This window comes from Paenibacillus sp. E194, assembly GCF_000935845.1.
GTDB lineage: Bacteria > Bacillota > Bacilli > Paenibacillales > Paenibacillaceae > Paenibacillus_B > Paenibacillus_B alvei_B.
The window spans coordinates 1-16,835 of record NZ_JMDX01000131.1 but is presented as its reverse complement, the minus strand read 5'-3'; the positions used below and the strand labels follow the sequence as shown (position 1 = coordinate 16,835).

Sequence of the window (16,835 nt, the reverse complement as noted above, 5' to 3'; positions counted from 1 at the left end):
ATACATCCGATTGGATCATAGGAACGGTTTACTTCATTGCTGCCGTATATGTCTTGATCGTTAAGGGGAATATGTGGCTCAAGAATCCGAACTCCCCATATCGCTTTACGGCGAATCAATTAGGCCCTTATTCCAAGCAGATGTAAATGAAAAAAGTAGGGAGAGATGAAGATGCCGGGGATTGAACAGAATGACAGAGGTATGAAACTTGATTTGGAGCGTATTGTATTTATCGGGCGAACCTACGATGAATATATCAGCATGTTTGACTTGAATATCGAAGAGCTGCAAGGCAAGCGCATACTGGACTGCCCGTCAGGGGCTTGTTCCTTCACCGCAGCGGCAACTCGTCAAGGAATTGATGTTGTAGCGTGCGACATCGCTTATGAGCATGCTGTTGATGATTTGGAACGGAAGGGAACTCAAGATGTAGCGCATGCGATGGAGCAGATGGCGCATGCTGCTGAACAGTACGAGTGGGAGTTCTTCGGTGATATCGATGGCTTGCGGGCCCATCGCATGCAGGCATTGCAGGACTGCTCGGCACATCGAAGAGAAGAACCGCATCGGTATGTTCATGCGACCCTTCCGTCTCTCCCTTTCGAGGACGGGGAGTTTGATGTGGTTCTCTCCGCACATTTCCTCTTCATGTACGGAGATCGGTTGGATGTAGCGTTTCACCGCAATACGCTTGTTGAGCTGCTTCGTGTAGCAAAGGAGGAAGTACGAATTTTCCCGTTGATTGACTTGGCAGGGAAGCGCCCGCCTCAAGTAGACATCGTGATCGAGCAGGCTAAGCATTTTGGCTGTGAGGTGCAGGAATATACGGTTCCTTATGAATTCATGCGCGGCGGCAATACAATGCTATACATCAAGAAAAAGTAGCGTAGAAGGGACTCGGTGTAACTCCTGTGGAGAGAGCGAAACTGCAAGCAATGTATGTAGAGTGAACGTAAAGTGTGAGCATTCAGAACAGGCGGCCTTGGGAAATCAAGGCTGCTTTTTTTATTTGCGTAAACCTAAAAATTTACAAATCCAAAATATTACTCACGATTCCCGTTAACATTCGTATGTGAAAATACTTCCAGAAGCCTATTGCAATACCTATTGCCATGAGAAAAGGGTGAAGACATGAATCGTAACATGTTAACGGTCATCGCAACGTCGCTCGCACTATCCACGATCATTTCTACTAGTGCTGTCAGCGCAGCGGAAGTAAACAAAGGGCAAGCAAGCATCGCAGCAGTGACGAAGGAAGCAGCAAAAGCATCCAATCTGTCAATCGGGGTTGATGGTGCAAGCAGCAATATTCGCACACTGAATGTCAAAGGAACGGTACTGTACTCCGTTCGCGACATCGCCAATATTTTTGGTGCACACATCCAAGCTGAGAGCAAAAGCGTGATTACGTTGGTTGGGGGCAACCCAGCGCGGACGATTACGGTTCGAGTGAACTCGGGCGCTTATGAAGTAGACGCCGCTACGAAGAACTTCTCAGTTGCACCGCTAGAGCAAAAAGGTGTGATCTACGCTGAGCTCAACGCACTTGTTGAAGCACTTGGTGGAGAAGTATCTGGTTCCGGCAGCAAGCTGGATGTTGTTAGTGTGAAGCCTCTCGAGGGCGACTTCAGCTCCCCGCGCGTAAACAGCAACGGTGAAGTGATAGCGGCTCGCGAATCTGATGGAACGGTTCAATTGTATAAATGGAATCCTACATACCGGGTATACGATGCATTGACTTCTAATGAGAATGCAGCAAGCACAGCAGTATCGCCTGACCTGAAGTGGGGCGTATTTACGGACGAGTCCAGCCAATTGTACTTGCTGGATCTGAGCCTTGGAACTGCACAGGCAATTGGTAAAGATACTTCCGTAAAGACCGATCTGACATGGTCCGCAGACGGTAAAAAAGTGTACTTCGTACAAGGGGACAAGCAAGAGAAAATCGCTTACGTGAGCGTAGACAGCGGCAAGATTACTAGCGTGCTGGCTGACAAAGTAGAAAACAAGTCGGACATCCGCCTGTCAGCAGATGACAAGACAGTTCTGTACGCAGTTAACATTACAGGCGTAGCGAAAAATGACAAGGACAGCACAGAAGACTCCTTGTCCATCGATTTCTCCGGGGCAGGCTCCCAGTTGTTCACACTGGATCTGACTGCGAAGGATGCGAAGCCGGTTCAATTGACGACATCGACAGACAACAAGTTGTATCCGAACCTTCTTTCAGACGGAGCTATTGTCTATGTGAGCGGTGATGCAGATGGTGCAGTTGAGAACAACGTATTGAAGGTTGTTCAAGCGAAGGAGAAGAAAGTATCGGATCTCGTAGCTGATCTGGACGTATCCTTGGCGGTTACTTCTGCGAAAGGTCAATTAATCATTGTCGCTACAGAAAAAGACGGCAAATCCAGCATCTATGCAGTAAAGGCAGACGGTTCCAAGTCGAAGCTGTATACAAATGATGGTGCGATTACAGAAGTATTCCCATCCGCAGATGGTTCTCAAGTTGCGGTTATCGAGAATGGACAAGTCAAATTGGTAGCTAATAATCAAGCGGTTGCGTTAACGAAATAAACAGTTACGAAGGGAGAGCATTAACAATGAGAAAATTAAAAATCGCGTCTTTGGCAATTCTCGCATCTTTATTCCTTGTATCTTCAGCTTTTGGAGGAGCGTCTACAGCTCTGGCTAAGGACGAATTGAAAGGAAAAGTAACAATCAACGGTTCTACGGCATTGTTGCCAATGACACTGCAAGCAGCGAAGGAATTCCAGAAGCTGCATCCAAAAGTGAAAGTTGCAGCTTCCGGTAAAGGCTCCATCACTGGACCACAAGCTGTTAAGAAAGGCATCGCTGAAATCGGCGCATGCGACTGGGATGCAAGCATGGACGTTCCAGGATTCAAAGCATTCGAAGGTCAAGTTGCTCACAAAGTAGCGGTAATTCCATTCGCGACAATCGTGAACAAAAACGTAAAGGTAGACAACCTGACAACTGAACAGTTGAAAGGCATCTACTCCGGTAAAATTACGAATTGGAAAGATGTTGGCGGCGACAACGCAGATATCGTTGTTATCACTCGTTCCTTCGGTTCCGGTACGCGCGTTAACTACCAATTGAAAGCATTGGATGGCGGCGACATTTCGAAGAAGAAGGACAACTACAAAGAAGTTGGTTCCAGCGGCGACATGAAGACAGCTGTTGCAACAACACCTAACGCAATCGGCTACATCGACCTTGTATACGTGAACAGCGATGTTAAAGCTGTTAAATTCAACGGCGTAGAAGCTTCTACTGACAACGTAATCAAAGGCAAGTACCCTGTATGGGCATATGGCTACTACATGACAAAAGGTCAACCAACTGGCGCTACAAAAGCATTCATTGAGTACATTCAAAGCGCGAAGTTCCAACAAGGTTCGTTGAAGAAGTTGAAGTTCATCCCGATTTCTGCAATGAAGTAAGTTTGAACGATTCACGGTAAGAGATTTCATTCACGGCCAGCCCTCAGGAAGACGGGGGCTGGTTGTTCTATGGGGGAACGAGAATGAGCACGCCTGTTCAAGAGCTGGCGCCGGTAGCCGGAGCCAATATCCTAACTGCATCCAAGAAAGGCCGGTTCGATCGTTATGCTCGGGTACGATTTACGAACCGCCTGTTCCAGTACTTATTCCTGCTGTGCATTTTAGCTTTATGTGTTGTGCTCGGACTCGTCATTTTTTTCATTGGCAAGACGGGAATCTTGACCTTCCGCGACATCTCGCTGTCAGATTTCTTCTTATCACTTGATTGGACGCCGGAAGATGGGAAATTCGGGGCCGGTGCATTTATCATTAACACACTGCTATTAACAGGGCTAACTCTGGTGATAGCCGTTCCGATTTCTGTTGGTATGGCCGTACTGCTTGTGGAGATCTCTCCAATGTGGTTCAAAAGGTTCGTACGACCAGTGCTCGACTTGCTGGTTGGGATTCCTTCCATTGTGTATGGATATCTTGGATTGACAGTATTAATACCACTTATTCGTGAATGGACAGGGGAGAACTTGGGAGACGGCTTGCTGGCGGCTGCGCTCGTTCTATCCCTTATGATATTACCGACAATATGTCGGGTCAGTGACGAAGCGATTGCAGCCGTACCGAAGAAATATCGGGAAGCGGCTTATGCGCTAGGCTCCACCCGCTTGCAGGTAATTATGAGAGTTGTACTCCCCGCTGCGAAGCGGGGAATTGTTGCAGCAATTATTCTGGGTATGACCCGTGCAATTGGAGAAACGATGGCCGTTGTTATGGTCATCGGAAATACGGCACAGCTTGCCGATTCGTTGTTCACGCCAACGGCGGTTCTTACGAGCAACATCGTCATGCAAATCTCGAACGTGGAATTCGATTCAACATGGAACTACGCGCTTCATATGATGGCATTCCTGCTCCTGCTCATCTCCTTCCTGCTGATTGTCGTTATTCGATTCATTAGCAAGAGAGGGGGCGATCGCGCATGAGTTCGTTCACAGCAAGCGGCAAAAACAATCGCGCCAAGCTGTACAATCAGGTGGCTACAGGGCTGTTCTATGCGCTGGGAATAGCAGTGCTGATGCTGATCTTCTGGCTGTTGTACACCATATTAAGCAAGGGACTGCCTGGCATCACCCTGGAATTCTTAATGAAGGTTCCGGAAGAGATGGATGCGGGGGGCGGTATCGGCACTGTATTGTTCAACTCGTTCTACATTTTGATCTTGTCATTGCTAATCTCCGTACCAATTGGAGTAGGGGCGGGTATTTATATGGCGGAATATGCGCCTGCAAATCGCTTTACAGAAGGACTTCGTATGTGTGTGGAATCCTTATCATCCGTTCCTTCGATCGTGTTCGGTTTGCTCGGGCTGGCTATCTTTGCAGAGTACTTCCAGGTTGGACTCACGATATTAGGCGGGGCAGTAAGCTTGGCATTCCTTAACCTTCCTATGCTGTGCCGCGTTACGGAAGAAGCGATCCGCGATGTGCCGGCTGAGCTGCGCAATGCAGCTTATGCACTTGGCACAACGAAGTTCCAGACGATTCGTACAGTCGTTCTCCCCGTAGCACTTCAAGCGATTATTACAGGCATATGCTTGGTAGCAGGTCGTGCATTCGGTGAATCAGCGGTTATTATTCTTACTGCGGGTTTGAGTACTTCCGGAGAGATGTGGGACTTCAATCTGTTCTCCCCGGGCGAAACACTTGCCGTTCATCTCTGGTATGTACAATCCGAGGCAATTGTAGAGGATGCTAGTCAGATTGCCGATAAGGCAGCAGCAGTGCTCGTCTTCGTCGTCTTATTCATCAATCTCGTGTTCCGCATTCCACTCTGGTTCAATAATCGCAAATTGAAAAAGTAAGTCCATTCATCATCCCATGTGGAAGAGCCAACAGGCTCTCCCGTATGGGATTGTTATCGTGCTGGTCGTCCAAAACAATCGCAAACCTAAAAAAGCTTCCCGAGATGGCTTGTTTCGGGAAGCTTTTTTCATAATGGATTTGGAAGCTTAGAAGGAATGGAACGTAACGAATTCGTGAACAGGCTTGCGATATCCGCGTGGGCGCTGGCTGGACGTATCCTCCTTGCCAATGGTGATCATCATAACGGGAACGAGATGATCAGGGACGTTGAGCGCACTGCGGACCTTATCTGGATCATATCCAATCATCGGGCAAGTGTCCCAGCCTTTATCCTTGGCAATAAGCATGAGCTGCATGGCAGAGAGGCTGGCATTGCGAATGGCATCCTCACGGCGGAAGGATTCTCCAAGACTTGTGTAGAATTCCGTCGTACTTGTTACGATTTGATCGTATTCCTGTTGGCTGATGACACCTAGATTGAGAAGCCCCTCATTCATGGCGCCAACATGCTTATAGGCATCCAAATCACCGAGTACAACTATGACAGCCGATGCGGTCAAGACTTTATATTGTTTGAATGCAGCCTCGTATAGTGCATTCATTTTGTCTTTGTCCGTAATTGCTACATAATGTGTATGCTGCAGATTAAATGCGGAAGGAGCGAACTTCGTGAGCGAGAACATTTCGGTAAGCTCCTTTTCCGAGATTTCGATATCCTTCAAGAATTTATTAGCGGAGCGCCTTTGTTTTACAATTGTTTCAACATCATGCATATGTATCATCTCCTGGTCCGTTTATCATCCGTTAATTGGTAGTAAAAAGATTATATCATATCAACTATAATAAAGTAAGTAATTTACGAAAAAATATTAAATTTATCACACATATTGTTGAACCCCCTGAACATCGGCAAGCTGTAAAAAGCGGAGAGAGGCGCATTTTAATACGAAAAAAACGAGAGGCATGCATGCCTCTCGTCTGCTGATGCTGTACTATTCGCAGATGCGGATGGTACAGGATATTGGCGAAATGAAATTAGTTCTGCCAGAGCTGAGGATGATCCGCAGATACGAGTCGTGCAGCTCTCGCATTGGCCTCGACTTGGGCTTCGTTCTTGCAGCCAGGAATGACGCTTGTAACCGCGTCATGGCGCAAGCACCAGGCGAGCGCCCATTCAGCCAAGTTTACTCCTTCGGGTACCTCGGTCTGGCGAATGAGCTCGGCTTGCTGCAGACGATCATCTATGAACTGCTGCTCATGGCGATGACGCACATCGTTGTCGGCGAAGGATGTTCCTGGCTTGTATTTGCCGCTTAACAAGCCGCTAGCGAGTGGGACACGTGCAAGAACGCCCAGGTTCTGCTGAGTACAGGAAGGGAACACATCCTGCTCGGGGCCTCGATCAAGTCGGTTATAGACGACTTGAATGACACTTGCGCCTATATCGGCTGCATTGGTAGTCTGATGCATACTGTTGCTTTTGTTCAAGGATAGACCGATATGACGAATTTTACCCGCTTCCTTCTGCTTGTCCAGCATGGTCCAGAGCGCGTCATTGTTGAATGCCTCGTCATCTCCCGAATGGAATTGGTATAAATCGATGTACTCGGTCTTGAGTGCACGCAAGGAATCATCAAGCTGCTTCAACACTTCTGGCGCGCCATATTGATTCGTCCGATTCAAGTGGGAATGGAAATGATGTCCGAACTTCGTTGCCACGACCCAATCCTCGCGGTTGTCCCGGTTTAAGTAATCCCCAATGAATGATTCGGACAAGTGGTCTCCGTAGCATTCAGCCGTGTCGATGAAGTTAATGCCAAGATCTTTTGCTTTATGTAGGATACGATCAACTTCTGATTGGGTATAATCATGTCCCCATTCCCCGCCGAATTGCCAAGTACCTACGCCGATCACCGACACCTTCATTCCTGTCTTGCCCAGTTTGCGATATTGCATAGAAGACTCACACCTTTCTATATTGTTCACATATTGACTTTAGGGTTGATGTGTATGCTGCTTACCGTAATGATAGCACAGGAAGTTGTGCCAAGCCTATAAACGGGAATGTTCGGTATGACAGAACCTAGATAAAAAAATTTAATTTCAATATCCGCTATTATTCATGATAATATGAGTTATAGTTGCAAAGTATGTTTCAGTAAGATTACTTATTATGTCTGAATAACGCATGATTACAGGAGGAAGGTATGTATTATTTATTAGCTTTTCTAATCTCTTCATGTATCGTGATGTTTTTGATACCTCCACTGCGCAAGCTTGCATTCCGCATTGATTTTGTAGACAAGCCCATGCCGGACAATGAACGGAAAATTCACCGGGAGCCAATCCCGCTTACGGCGAGTATTGCCATATTTATCGCATTTATTGTATCCTATGTTATTTTTGTCCGGAATTCTGCGATCGAATCCATCGCGATTATTAGCGGAGGGCTGTTGATTCTTGCAATCGGCACAGTTGATGACTGGTACAAGACGCATGGCAAGGAATTTCCAGCACTGCCGAAGCTGCTCGTGCAAATATGCGCAGCAGTTATCGTGTATCTATCAGGAATTACCTTCGAAGGCTTTACGAATCCATTCACGCATGAGTTCGTGAACTTGCCTGCATGGCTGCAGTGCATCTTGACTGTGATGTGGATCTTCGGTGTAACAACCGTTATTAACTTCTCGGATGGAATGGATGGTCTGGCAGGTGGATTAACAGCGATATCGGGTGGCACATTGTTCGCAGTGGCACTTGCGCAAGGACAGAATGTATCTGCGATGATGGCCATTATTCTCGTGGGAGCATCCATTGGCTATTTGCGATTTAACAAGCCGCCGGCGAAGGTGTTCATGGGGGATGCAGGTGCGACGTTCTTAGGTTTTATTCTCGGCGTAATTGCCTTAGATGGTGCCTTCAAGCAGGCGACTGTATTGTCCTTGTTCATTCCGATATTGGCCTTAGGTGTTCCAATTATAGATAACGTATTCGTTGTCATTCGTCGGATGCTGAATGGCCAGCCTGTCTACAAGGCCGATGCTACGCAAGCTCATTATCGGCTGTTGGCAGGAGGTCTGAATCAGAAGCAGGTAGTGGCCGTGTTGTGCTTAGTCAATCTGTGCTTCGGATTAACGTCCATTATTTTGACATTGCTTCAGGTATAAGACAATTCATACATGACGATAGAGAGCCTTTCCATTCAGGAAAGGCTCTTTTTGCAATTTTAGCAAATGGGTTGCTGGTAAGGGGGATTTATCCTTTATCGGAGCGTTCATATGGCCCATTACAAAGCAATGAAGGCCTCGACCTTTACTGGTTCGGGGCCTGTTCTATCATTGTGCTAGACTTCAATATGCTTAATAATTCGTGCAGGGTTGCCTGCAACGACGACGTTGTCCGGTACATCCTTCGTAACCACTGCACCGGATGCCACGACAACATTATTTCCGATGTTGACGCCTGGATTGATGATCGCGCGACCGCCAATCCATACGTGATCCCCAATTGTAACTGGCTTGCCGAATTCAACACCGGAGATTCGTTCCATGGGATCCAATGGGTGAGTCGCAGTATAGATATGAACGCCTGGTGCGAGGAAGCAGTTGTCCCCAATGTGAATCTCGCATACATCCAGCATTACACAGTCGAAGTTCGCATAGAATCCTTTGCCAAGATAAATGTTGTAGCCATAATCGCAGCGGAAGGTTGGTTCAATGTATGCGCCTTCACCAACGGCACCGAATAACTCCTGGAGTAATTCTGTTCGTTCGCTATAGTCTGTTTCAATCGTTTGGTTGTACATGCGAGTTAGGCGTCTCGCTTGTTCACGATCTCTAAATAGCTCTTCATCTGCGGCCATATACATGTCGCCTGCTATCATTTTTTCTTTCTCTGTACGTATGGTCATCGTGTGTTGCTCCTCTCCATATCCCTGTAATAAGCAGGGGGTGTTGTGTAATACCGTTATTATCGAGGGTGACAGCATCATTTGCAAGGAAGAGAATCTATTCTATTTTGGATATCCTAAAATATGGTATGATGGTTGCATCTTAGTAGAGGGTGTGAAACAACGTTGAGTAAATTACTAGCTTTCGGTATGCTTACATGGCTGCTTGGCAACCCATTTCTTGCGATCATCGTATTGCTATTGATTGTATACTTCGTTGATCGGCAGTTCATTGGATTATCCCCGAGTATCTTCCAACCGCTTAAGAGATGGAGTCGGACTTCGAAGCTCCGGCAGCAGCTGGTGGCGAATCCCCATGATGTATCGTCCAAGCATGAACTAGCAAGGCTGCTGATGGAACGAAAACGCTATCGTGAAGCACGCGAATATCTCGAACCATTGCAGGAGCGAATGGAGCAATCAGCAGAGTATTGGGATGATCTGGGGGCCTGCTATTTACATACAGGGGATAACAAGTTGGGAGAAGCGGCTATTGTTCGCGCATTGGGATTGAATCCCCGAGTCAAATACGGGCAGCCCTATTTGCGGCTCGCTGCGATATATTCCAATGCGGATAAGGCGAAGGCTGTAGCTTACTTGCAGTCTTTTCAAGATATTCACGCTTCCTCTTGTGAAGCTTACTATCGGCTTGGTGTGTTGTATGAGCAGATGGGACAGAAGGAAGATGCGAAGAAGGCATGGGAAGAGGGCATCCATATTTACCGGGGACTGCCTCGATATATGAAGCGCAAGGAACGCAAATGGATGCTGCGATGTGCAATAAAGAAATAGCAAGCGTGGCACATGGACGATAGTGGTATGGAAACAAATTATGTTCGAATTAGCTCTGTCGAATGACAGAGCTTTTTGCGATGTGTTATGCAGATTTCGTTCATGAAGGACATGAGCATACTATCATTGCTAGGTCTTCAGAAGAAATTGAATAGAGTTCGTTCATTTTCACGTTTCCTTGCAAGACATTAAATGCTGCTAACATAGTAATATTTTGAGCCTCATTATCCTCGTATTTCGTCGAAATATGAAACTTTTTCTAGCAGGGATATGTCTAAAGAAGTAGAATCCCTAAGGAAAGTAAAGATTGTGAAAGGAGCGGAACGAATATGAGAAAGTGGCTGCTCATCATGATAAGCATGTTGGTATGGTTCGGTTCCTCGATGCAGGCACAGGCCGAACAAGCAGCACCATCCGCTAAGCAGCAGACGAAGGTGTACTTCAATGGATACGACATATCGGAGTGGCGATGGGATCAGCAGCATATCGTCGTTCCACTGTTTGCATTTGATGATTATAGCTATTTCATTCAGGATGGCAATAAAGGCATGCAGGATATCACCTACACATGGGATTCAGCTGCCAAAACGGTATGGGTATACTCTGCCGATAAATCGCGTACGATTAAGCTGGTTGCGGAACAGCCTATCGCTTGGGTGAATGGGAAAAAGGTGGCGCTTGACGCCCCTGTTCGAATAATAGAGGGCCATACTTATGTGCCGCTGCGATTCATTAGTGAAGCGCTCGGCGGCAAGGTCAAATGGGATGCGAAGAAGAGGGCCGCCATCATTCGCACACCAGAGCGGGTGAAGCGTGACGAGTTGATACGGGCGGGAGACCTGGATACAGCCCGACAGGAAGCGCTGCGTCTGCCGCTCGTCTATCCGAACCGGGAGATCAAGCCGCGGTCAGAAGGTTTCGAGGCGTCCATTGTGTTCCCAGAAGGGGAGGCGCTTCGCTACCGCTATCATATTAAGGATGTTACAAGCATCATTGAGATTTCAGAGGACGGATTGGCTGAGGTCATATGGCAGGGGAGAACGGGTACGACCGCGGATAAGGTTATTGAAGAAATCGGAAGCAAGCCAGACTTCGGCTCAGCGATGGTATACTTCCGTCATTCCTTTCCCATAGAGGATTTCGTTACGTATGGTAAAATAGACGCGCAAGGCCGTTCGACGGAGCTTGGCAAGTTCGAGGTGAAGATGAAGCTGCGATCAAATGCTGACGCAGTAATGTCTATTCGAGGAGAGAAGCGGACGGATGTGCGACCTCTCCTGGAGGAGCGCATGTAAGGAAGGAGTACACATGAAGGTACGGAATAAGCAAATGGTATGGTGGCTGCTTGCCACAGTAGCATGGATGGCTTTTATTTTCTATAAGTCTTCTCAGACGTATGCGGATCAAGATCTACGGCCGACACTCGCGGCTTGGCTGCCGCTGCCGATACTGGAGCAGTGGTTGCCGCATATTGTGTTTACGTATGATGGCGGCTTGGTGACTTGGAAGCAGCCTTATGATTTTGTGGAGTTTTTTATTCGCAAGGGAGCACATGTAACGGAATACGCGATATTAGCTTTTCTTGTCATTCGAACACTGCTCGCCATGAAATGGGAACGTTGGGTAGCGATTGTCATCGGCGCACTCATTTGTGTTGCATATGCAGCATCCGATGAGTGGCATCAGAGCTTCGTCCCGAATCGAACCGGACATGCGATTGACGTCGCGGTAGACTCGATTGGGGTTGTGCTCGTCGTGCTGTTGTTCCTCATCGCAGGCTTGTTCAGCCGCCGCAAGGGGAAGAGAAGAGGGCTGCATTTTCCATAAAGCAAGGAAGCAAGGCCGCTGGAGGTATGATCTCCAGCGGCCTTCTTGTAATTATATAGGCTTGATAACTTCCATACCACGCATATACGGCTGAAGGGCTTTTGGAATGCGAATGGATCCATCAGCCTGTTGATGATTCTCCAGCAGTGGGATAAGAATTCGTGGGCTGGCTACTGCTGTATTGTTCAGGGTATGGCAATATTGGAGCTCTCCCGCTTCGTCGCGATAGCGAATGTTGCAGCGGCGAGCTTGGAAATCAAGCAAGTTCGATGCAGAATGTGTCTCTCCAAATTGAAGACGTGATGGCATCCATGTCTCGATATCGTATTGCTTATGCGTCTTCTGCGACATGTCCCCGGTACATACTGCCATTACACGGTACGGAAGCTCCAACGCTTGCAGGATGGCTTCCGAGTAGCCTACCATTTCCTCCAACAGCTGATTCGACATCTCGGCATCGTTCGGTGCAATGATGACTTGCTCAACTTTTGCAAATTGATGGACGCGGTATAGGCCGCGAACATCTCGACCCGCGGAGCCTACCTCGCGCCGGAAGCAGGCAGATACGCCAGCCATGCGAATCGGCTCGGTGACGTCTACAATTTCGTTGCTGCAATAGGAGACGAGGCTTACTTCCGATGTGCCAACAAGCCACAGGCCATCCTCAGGCAGAGCATAACATTGATCCTCGCCAAGCGGGAAGAATCCGGTACCGACGAGCGCGTCCTGACGAACCATAAGTGGAACATCCATCACAGTGAACCCATGATCCATGAGCAGGTCGAGTGCAAGCTGTTGTACAGCACGATGAAGAAGCAGTCCAGCATTTTTCAGATAGTAGCCGCGAGAGCCTGCCACCTTAACCCCGCGACGAAGGTCGATAAGGCCTAGTTGCTCGCCAAGCTCGACATGGTCGAGCAGTGGGTATTCGAAGCTGGGAATTTCCCCAACCTGCCGCACCTCTACGTTATCCACATCCGAAGCGCCGACTGGAGTATCCGCAGATGTGATGTTCGGCACCAGAAGCTGTAGGTGGTTGAACTGTTGCTCAGTCTCGGTTAGCCTCGCCTCAAATTGTGCGAGCTTATCGTTGTATTGGCGTACTTGCGCCTTCCATGTGTCAACTTCGTTCTGCTGTTCTCCTAGGCGCATCGCTGCTGCGATCCGGGAGGTCAGTGTATTGCGCTCCTGACGCAAGGCATCCGTGTTCTGCAGCAGCTCTCGGCGAAGCTGATCGCATGTAAGCAGTTCCTGAACATTGAAGTTTATTCCTTTTTGCCGAGCTGCCAGCTGCACCTCTTCTGGATGATTGCGAACCCATTTCATATCTAGCATGTGAACCGTCTCCTTTACCGCGAGTGATGTTGTACGAATAGAAATACAAATAGCGCTCCTCATCCGATTGGGACGAGGAGCGCTAGCTCGCGGTGCCACCCAACTTGATCTTCAGCGCTGCAAGTAAGCAGTAGCACACCGGAAGCATGCTGAAAATCCTCTTGGTTCCGCGGTAACGGGCGGTGCCGGTTCACTTAGGGCACGCCGGGCAAGCCGACGCCTTGACGAGAACGCCTCCGAGTTGGATGCTCTTCATTGGCGAATAACCGTATCTAAATTGTTGATATTATTATATAGCATCTTTCCCAAAAGTCAACGCACTATTCGCCCGTATGTTGGTGACCGGCTTAGACGTCATGATGGTTTCATCTCCTGCTGTGCCTTACAGCAAGGCTTCAATATCTTCCTTCAGCTTGGATGGGGACGTCTGCGGTGCATATCGCTTCACAACAGTACCCTTGCGGTCGATGAGGAACTTCGTGAAGTTCCACTTAATATCGGTGCTTCCGAGCAAACCCTTCTTCTCCGTCACTAAGTGTTGGAACAGCGGTTCTGCATTGTCGCCCTTCACATCTACCTTCGCAAACATAGGGAAGTTGACGCCGTAATTCAATTGGCAAAATTCCATCGTTTCCTTCATGTCTGCGAACTCTTGATTGCCGAACTGATCACAAGGGAACCCGAGAACGACCAAGCCTTTGTCTTGGTACTGGTCATACAATTGCTGGAGCTCAGTAAATTGAGGGGTGAAGCCGCATTTGCTGGCAGTATTGACGATAAGGATCACATGACCTTCATAGCTATCCAACGATGTTACTTCTCCATTAGGCTTCTTAACGGAATAATCATATACTGTAGTCATAATTCGTTCTCTCCTTTATTGTCTTTATCAATCCCTTTATCCTCGAATGAGCACTCCGATTGTATATAGAATCCAAATATGCGCCGGGTAGAATACATAGAACATATACTTGGACCATTTGGCATGATAACCACGTGCTCCGTTGTAGAGAAGTATCGGGATAATTGCGAATATCATCATCCACTGGTAGTTCAGTACAAATAAATTGTCATAGGTGAATACTTCTTCAATCGGGATGCCTAGCGATCCGAGGCCTAGGGAGATAAGCAGCATCAGGATTACATATGCGAATGCCATTTGTCCCTTGCGCTCGCGGAATAGGTAGAAGATCAGCGTCATGGCCACACCAAGTATGGAAGCTTCTGTAATTGATCCGCCTATAATAGCAAGAATGATGTACAGGGTTCCTAACGCATAGTTGCGAGTCTGTTTCGTCCATTCGATAGCAGTTAGGAGAAGAAGAGCCAGCAGCAGGGACATGAAGATATTGTTCATGATGCTGACAGACTCACTTGGCAGGATGAGTGTAAGCAGTGTGCTGCCAAGCTTGGTAATGATCGCCCATGTAAATAAGCGGAGCATGTATTTGCCTCGGTTCCGAGTGTGAAAGAAGCCCTCAACGATAAAGTAGAAGAAGATTGGCGCGACAATGCGGCCAAGCCAGCCGAACCATATTGGCATATCCGGCAGGAATTGATTCATATGGTCAAGTAGCATAAGCGTCATGCCGAGCAGCTTTAATTTGAAACCATCCAAACGCACAATGAATCCTCCAATTCTATTCTGATGTTGTAGTTCGTAGATGCCAGCTTAATTCGCTGTAGAATGGGAGCTAGTTAGCGTTGGTTCGTAGTTTTCCTTCATTCAAACCCAATACTGCCTGCGTACAGGATCCAGATATGGAGCGGGTAATACAGATAGAATCCATATTTGGCCCACATGGACTGATAGCCGCGTCGTTGATTGTATAAACCAATGGGGATAATGGCAAATACCATCATCCATTGCGAGTATGTCCACAAGCTATATTCTTCGACCCACATCGCTGTCTCACCGTAAATGAACAAATCGAACAAATCGAGCCCAACTGTGAACACGAGAGACGAGGCGATATATGCAATTGTCATCGCTCGCTTGCGTCCACGGAACAAATAGAACACGAGGGTCATGGATACGGCTAGCCAGCTGAATTCGACGCCAACAACCATAGCAGCGGCTACCGCACAACAGAGCATCCATCCTGCAGCACTGGATTCGGAACGCAGCGTCCATTCATAGGATGCCAGTAGGACTAGCGCCCCGAGCATCGATAGAAAAATATTGTTCGGAATCGAGCCGCCGGGCAGCAACTGGAGGAGCAATGTGCTTCCGATAGCCATGCTGGCAGCTCCAGCAGCAAGACGGAGCATATAACGCTTCCGATTGCGGGTGTATGTATAGCCTTCAATAAGCAGGAAGAAAAAGATGGGTGCTGATATGCGGCCGAGCCAATGAAAAGCGAGAGGTACGGAGTCCGGAAAGTATGCCTGTATATGATCCAATGTCATGAGCATGGCTGCAAGCAGCTTCAGCTGAAAGGCGTTGAACGACATAACTTTAGTTTCTCCTTTCCCTACATATGCCATGCAAATTGCTAAACACACACCCTTATCATATCAGAAGCCAGAAGTCGGTTGAAGGTCATGCTATAATAGGGGCAGCAGAATGAAGGGAAGGAATGGATGTATGAAATCACTCGTACTTGCAGAGAAGCCGTCGGTTGGTCGTGAGATTGCTAGAGTGCTTGGATGCCGCACGTCTCATAAACAATATTTTGAAGGACCTGACTATGTTGTCACATGGGCATTAGGCCATTTGGTTGGATTGGCGGAGCCAGAAGACTATGATAAGAAATATCAGACATGGAATCTGGAAGACTTACCGATGATCCCACAGAAGATGAAACTGAAGGTGCTGCGGGAGTCGTCTCATCAATTCAAGGTTGTTCAGCAGCTGTGCAAGCGACAGGATATTAAGGAACTGATCGTTGCGACAGACGCCGCGCGGGAAGGAGAACTCTTGGCACGCTGGGTCATGGAAATGGTGAAGTGGAACAAGCCGTTCCGTCGCCTATGGATCTCGTCGCAGACGGATAAGGCGATTAAGGAAGGATTCCGTCAGCTGAAGCCAGGCAATCAATTCGATCGGCTGTATGAGTCTGCTCGCTGCCGGGCAGAGGCGGACTGGCTGATCGGCTTGAATGTGACTCGCGCCTTAACCTGCAAGTTCGAGACTCCATTATCCGCAGGGCGTGTACAGACGCCAACGCTTGCGATGATGATGTCGCGCGAACAGGAGATTAAGAACTTCCACTCTGAAGAGTATGACACCATTCACGTCGATTGCGGCAGCTTCGAAGCGGTATGGCGCGGCGCGAATGGAGACGGCCGCATCTTCAACGAACAGGCAGCGCAGGCAACAGCTGCTAAGTTGCAGAATGGGCGGCAAGCGGTCGTGACGGAACTGAAGAAGTCTACTAAGAGTGAGCCGCACCCGCTTGCTTATGACCTAACGGAACTGCAGCGGGATGCGAACCGCCGTTATGGATTCTCGGCCAAGCAAACCTCGAATGTACTACAGCGTCTGTATGAGCAGCATAAACTCGTCACGTATCCACGAACGGACAGCCGGTACTTGTCCTCTGATAT

At 48.1% G+C, this 16,835-nt stretch carries 17 protein-coding genes and 1 pseudogene; 11 read left to right on the top strand and 7 right to left on the bottom strand.

Translation table 11 applies throughout. From position 1 onward, the window contains the following. From AZ66_RS32800 to pstA, 6 genes and pseudogenes are all read left to right on the top strand, one after another. Positions 1-146, top strand: a pseudogene (locus AZ66_RS32800) (HXXEE domain-containing protein); the annotation flags it as partial. Between the two features lie 25 nt (positions 147-171). Beyond that, the gene (locus AZ66_RS17810) at positions 172-885 is read left to right on the top strand and encodes a class I SAM-dependent methyltransferase (protein ID WP_197081727.1); all 714 of its coding nucleotides are present in this window, start codon (positions 172-174) and stop codon (positions 883-885) included. A gap of 246 nt (positions 886-1,131) precedes the next feature. Continuing rightward, on the top strand, positions 1,132-2,577 hold the full coding sequence (locus AZ66_RS17805; protein WP_044356061.1) for a stalk domain-containing protein: 1,446 nt from the start codon (positions 1,132-1,134) through the stop codon (positions 2,575-2,577). Positions 2,578-2,603: 26 nt separating this feature from the next. After that, complete coding sequence (locus AZ66_RS17800) at positions 2,604-3,467, top strand: phosphate ABC transporter substrate-binding protein (protein WP_044356060.1); 864 nt, start codon at positions 2,604-2,606, stop codon at positions 3,465-3,467. 83 nt (positions 3,468-3,550) lie between these two features. After that, positions 3,551-4,504: a phosphate ABC transporter permease subunit PstC gene (gene pstC / locus AZ66_RS17795; protein ID WP_021259560.1), complete on the top strand. Its 954-nt coding sequence runs from the start codon at positions 3,551-3,553 to the stop codon at positions 4,502-4,504. Beyond that, positions 4,501-5,382 carry a phosphate ABC transporter permease PstA gene (gene pstA, locus AZ66_RS17790; RefSeq protein WP_021259559.1) on the top strand — a complete coding sequence of 294 codons (882 nt, stop codon included), beginning with the start codon at positions 4,501-4,503 and terminating at the stop codon, positions 5,380-5,382. Before pstC ends, pstA begins: the two co-directional genes overlap by 4 nt. Before the next feature lie 147 nt (positions 5,383-5,529). Here pstA and AZ66_RS17785 read toward each other — a convergent pair whose 3' ends face one another. Continuing rightward, positions 5,530-6,156 carry a nitroreductase family protein gene (locus tag AZ66_RS17785; protein ID WP_044356059.1) on the bottom strand — a complete coding sequence of 209 codons (627 nt, stop codon included), beginning with the start codon at positions 6,154-6,156 and terminating at the stop codon, positions 5,530-5,532. Positions 6,157-6,418: 262 nt separating this feature from the next. Next, on the bottom strand, positions 6,419-7,339 hold the full coding sequence (locus AZ66_RS17780; RefSeq protein ID WP_044356058.1) for an aldo/keto reductase: 921 nt from the start codon (positions 7,337-7,339) through the stop codon (positions 6,419-6,421). A 251-nt stretch (positions 7,340-7,590) separates the two neighbouring features. Between AZ66_RS17780 and AZ66_RS17775 the strand changes: the two genes are divergently transcribed. Beyond that, complete coding sequence (locus AZ66_RS17775; RefSeq protein WP_044356057.1) at positions 7,591-8,550, top strand: MraY family glycosyltransferase; 960 nt, start codon at positions 7,591-7,593, stop codon at positions 8,548-8,550. A 176-nt stretch (positions 8,551-8,726) separates the two neighbouring features. Here the strand turns inward: AZ66_RS17775 and maa are convergent, their stop codons facing one another. After that, positions 8,727-9,293: a maltose O-acetyltransferase gene (maa, locus tag AZ66_RS17770; RefSeq protein WP_044356056.1), complete on the bottom strand. Its 567-nt coding sequence runs from the start codon at positions 9,291-9,293 to the stop codon at positions 8,727-8,729. Positions 9,294-9,458: 165 nt separating this feature from the next. Between maa and AZ66_RS17765 the strand changes: the two genes are divergently transcribed. The 3 genes from AZ66_RS17765 (at position 9,459) to AZ66_RS17755 (ending at position 11,951) form a co-directional block, all read left to right on the top strand. Beyond that, complete coding sequence (locus tag AZ66_RS17765; RefSeq protein WP_044356055.1) at positions 9,459-10,124, top strand: tetratricopeptide repeat protein; 666 nt, start codon at positions 9,459-9,461, stop codon at positions 10,122-10,124. Between the two features lie 329 nt (positions 10,125-10,453). After that, positions 10,454-11,419, top strand: a complete 966-nt coding sequence (locus AZ66_RS17760) for a copper amine oxidase N-terminal domain-containing protein (RefSeq protein WP_044356054.1) — start codon at positions 10,454-10,456, stop codon at positions 11,417-11,419. Between the two features lie 13 nt (positions 11,420-11,432). Further along, positions 11,433-11,951, top strand: coding sequence for a VanZ family protein (locus AZ66_RS17755; protein ID WP_044356053.1), 519 nt, complete (start codon positions 11,433-11,435; stop codon positions 11,949-11,951). A gap of 51 nt (positions 11,952-12,002) precedes the next feature. Here the strand turns inward: AZ66_RS17755 and serS are convergent, their stop codons facing one another. The 4 genes from serS to AZ66_RS17735 form a co-directional block, all read right to left on the bottom strand. Next, on the bottom strand, positions 12,003-13,286 hold the full coding sequence (gene serS / locus AZ66_RS17750) for a serine--tRNA ligase (RefSeq protein ID WP_044356052.1): 1,284 nt from the start codon (positions 13,284-13,286) through the stop codon (positions 12,003-12,005). Positions 13,287-13,668: 382 nt separating this feature from the next. Continuing rightward, on the bottom strand, positions 13,669-14,148 hold the full coding sequence (locus AZ66_RS17745) for a glutathione peroxidase (protein ID WP_021259550.1): 480 nt from the start codon (positions 14,146-14,148) through the stop codon (positions 13,669-13,671). Between the two features lie 36 nt (positions 14,149-14,184). Then, on the bottom strand, positions 14,185-14,910 hold the full coding sequence (locus tag AZ66_RS17740; protein ID WP_044356051.1) for a TraX family protein: 726 nt from the start codon (positions 14,908-14,910) through the stop codon (positions 14,185-14,187). Between the two features lie 98 nt (positions 14,911-15,008). Further along, the gene (locus AZ66_RS17735) at positions 15,009-15,740 is read right to left on the bottom strand and encodes a TraX family protein (RefSeq protein WP_044356049.1); all 732 of its coding nucleotides are present in this window, start codon (positions 15,738-15,740) and stop codon (positions 15,009-15,011) included. Between the two features lie 133 nt (positions 15,741-15,873). Here AZ66_RS17735 and AZ66_RS17730 point away from each other — a divergent pair. Next, the coding region (locus AZ66_RS17730) for a DNA topoisomerase (protein WP_044356048.1) at positions 15,874-16,835 on the top strand (962 nt) is incomplete at its 3' end.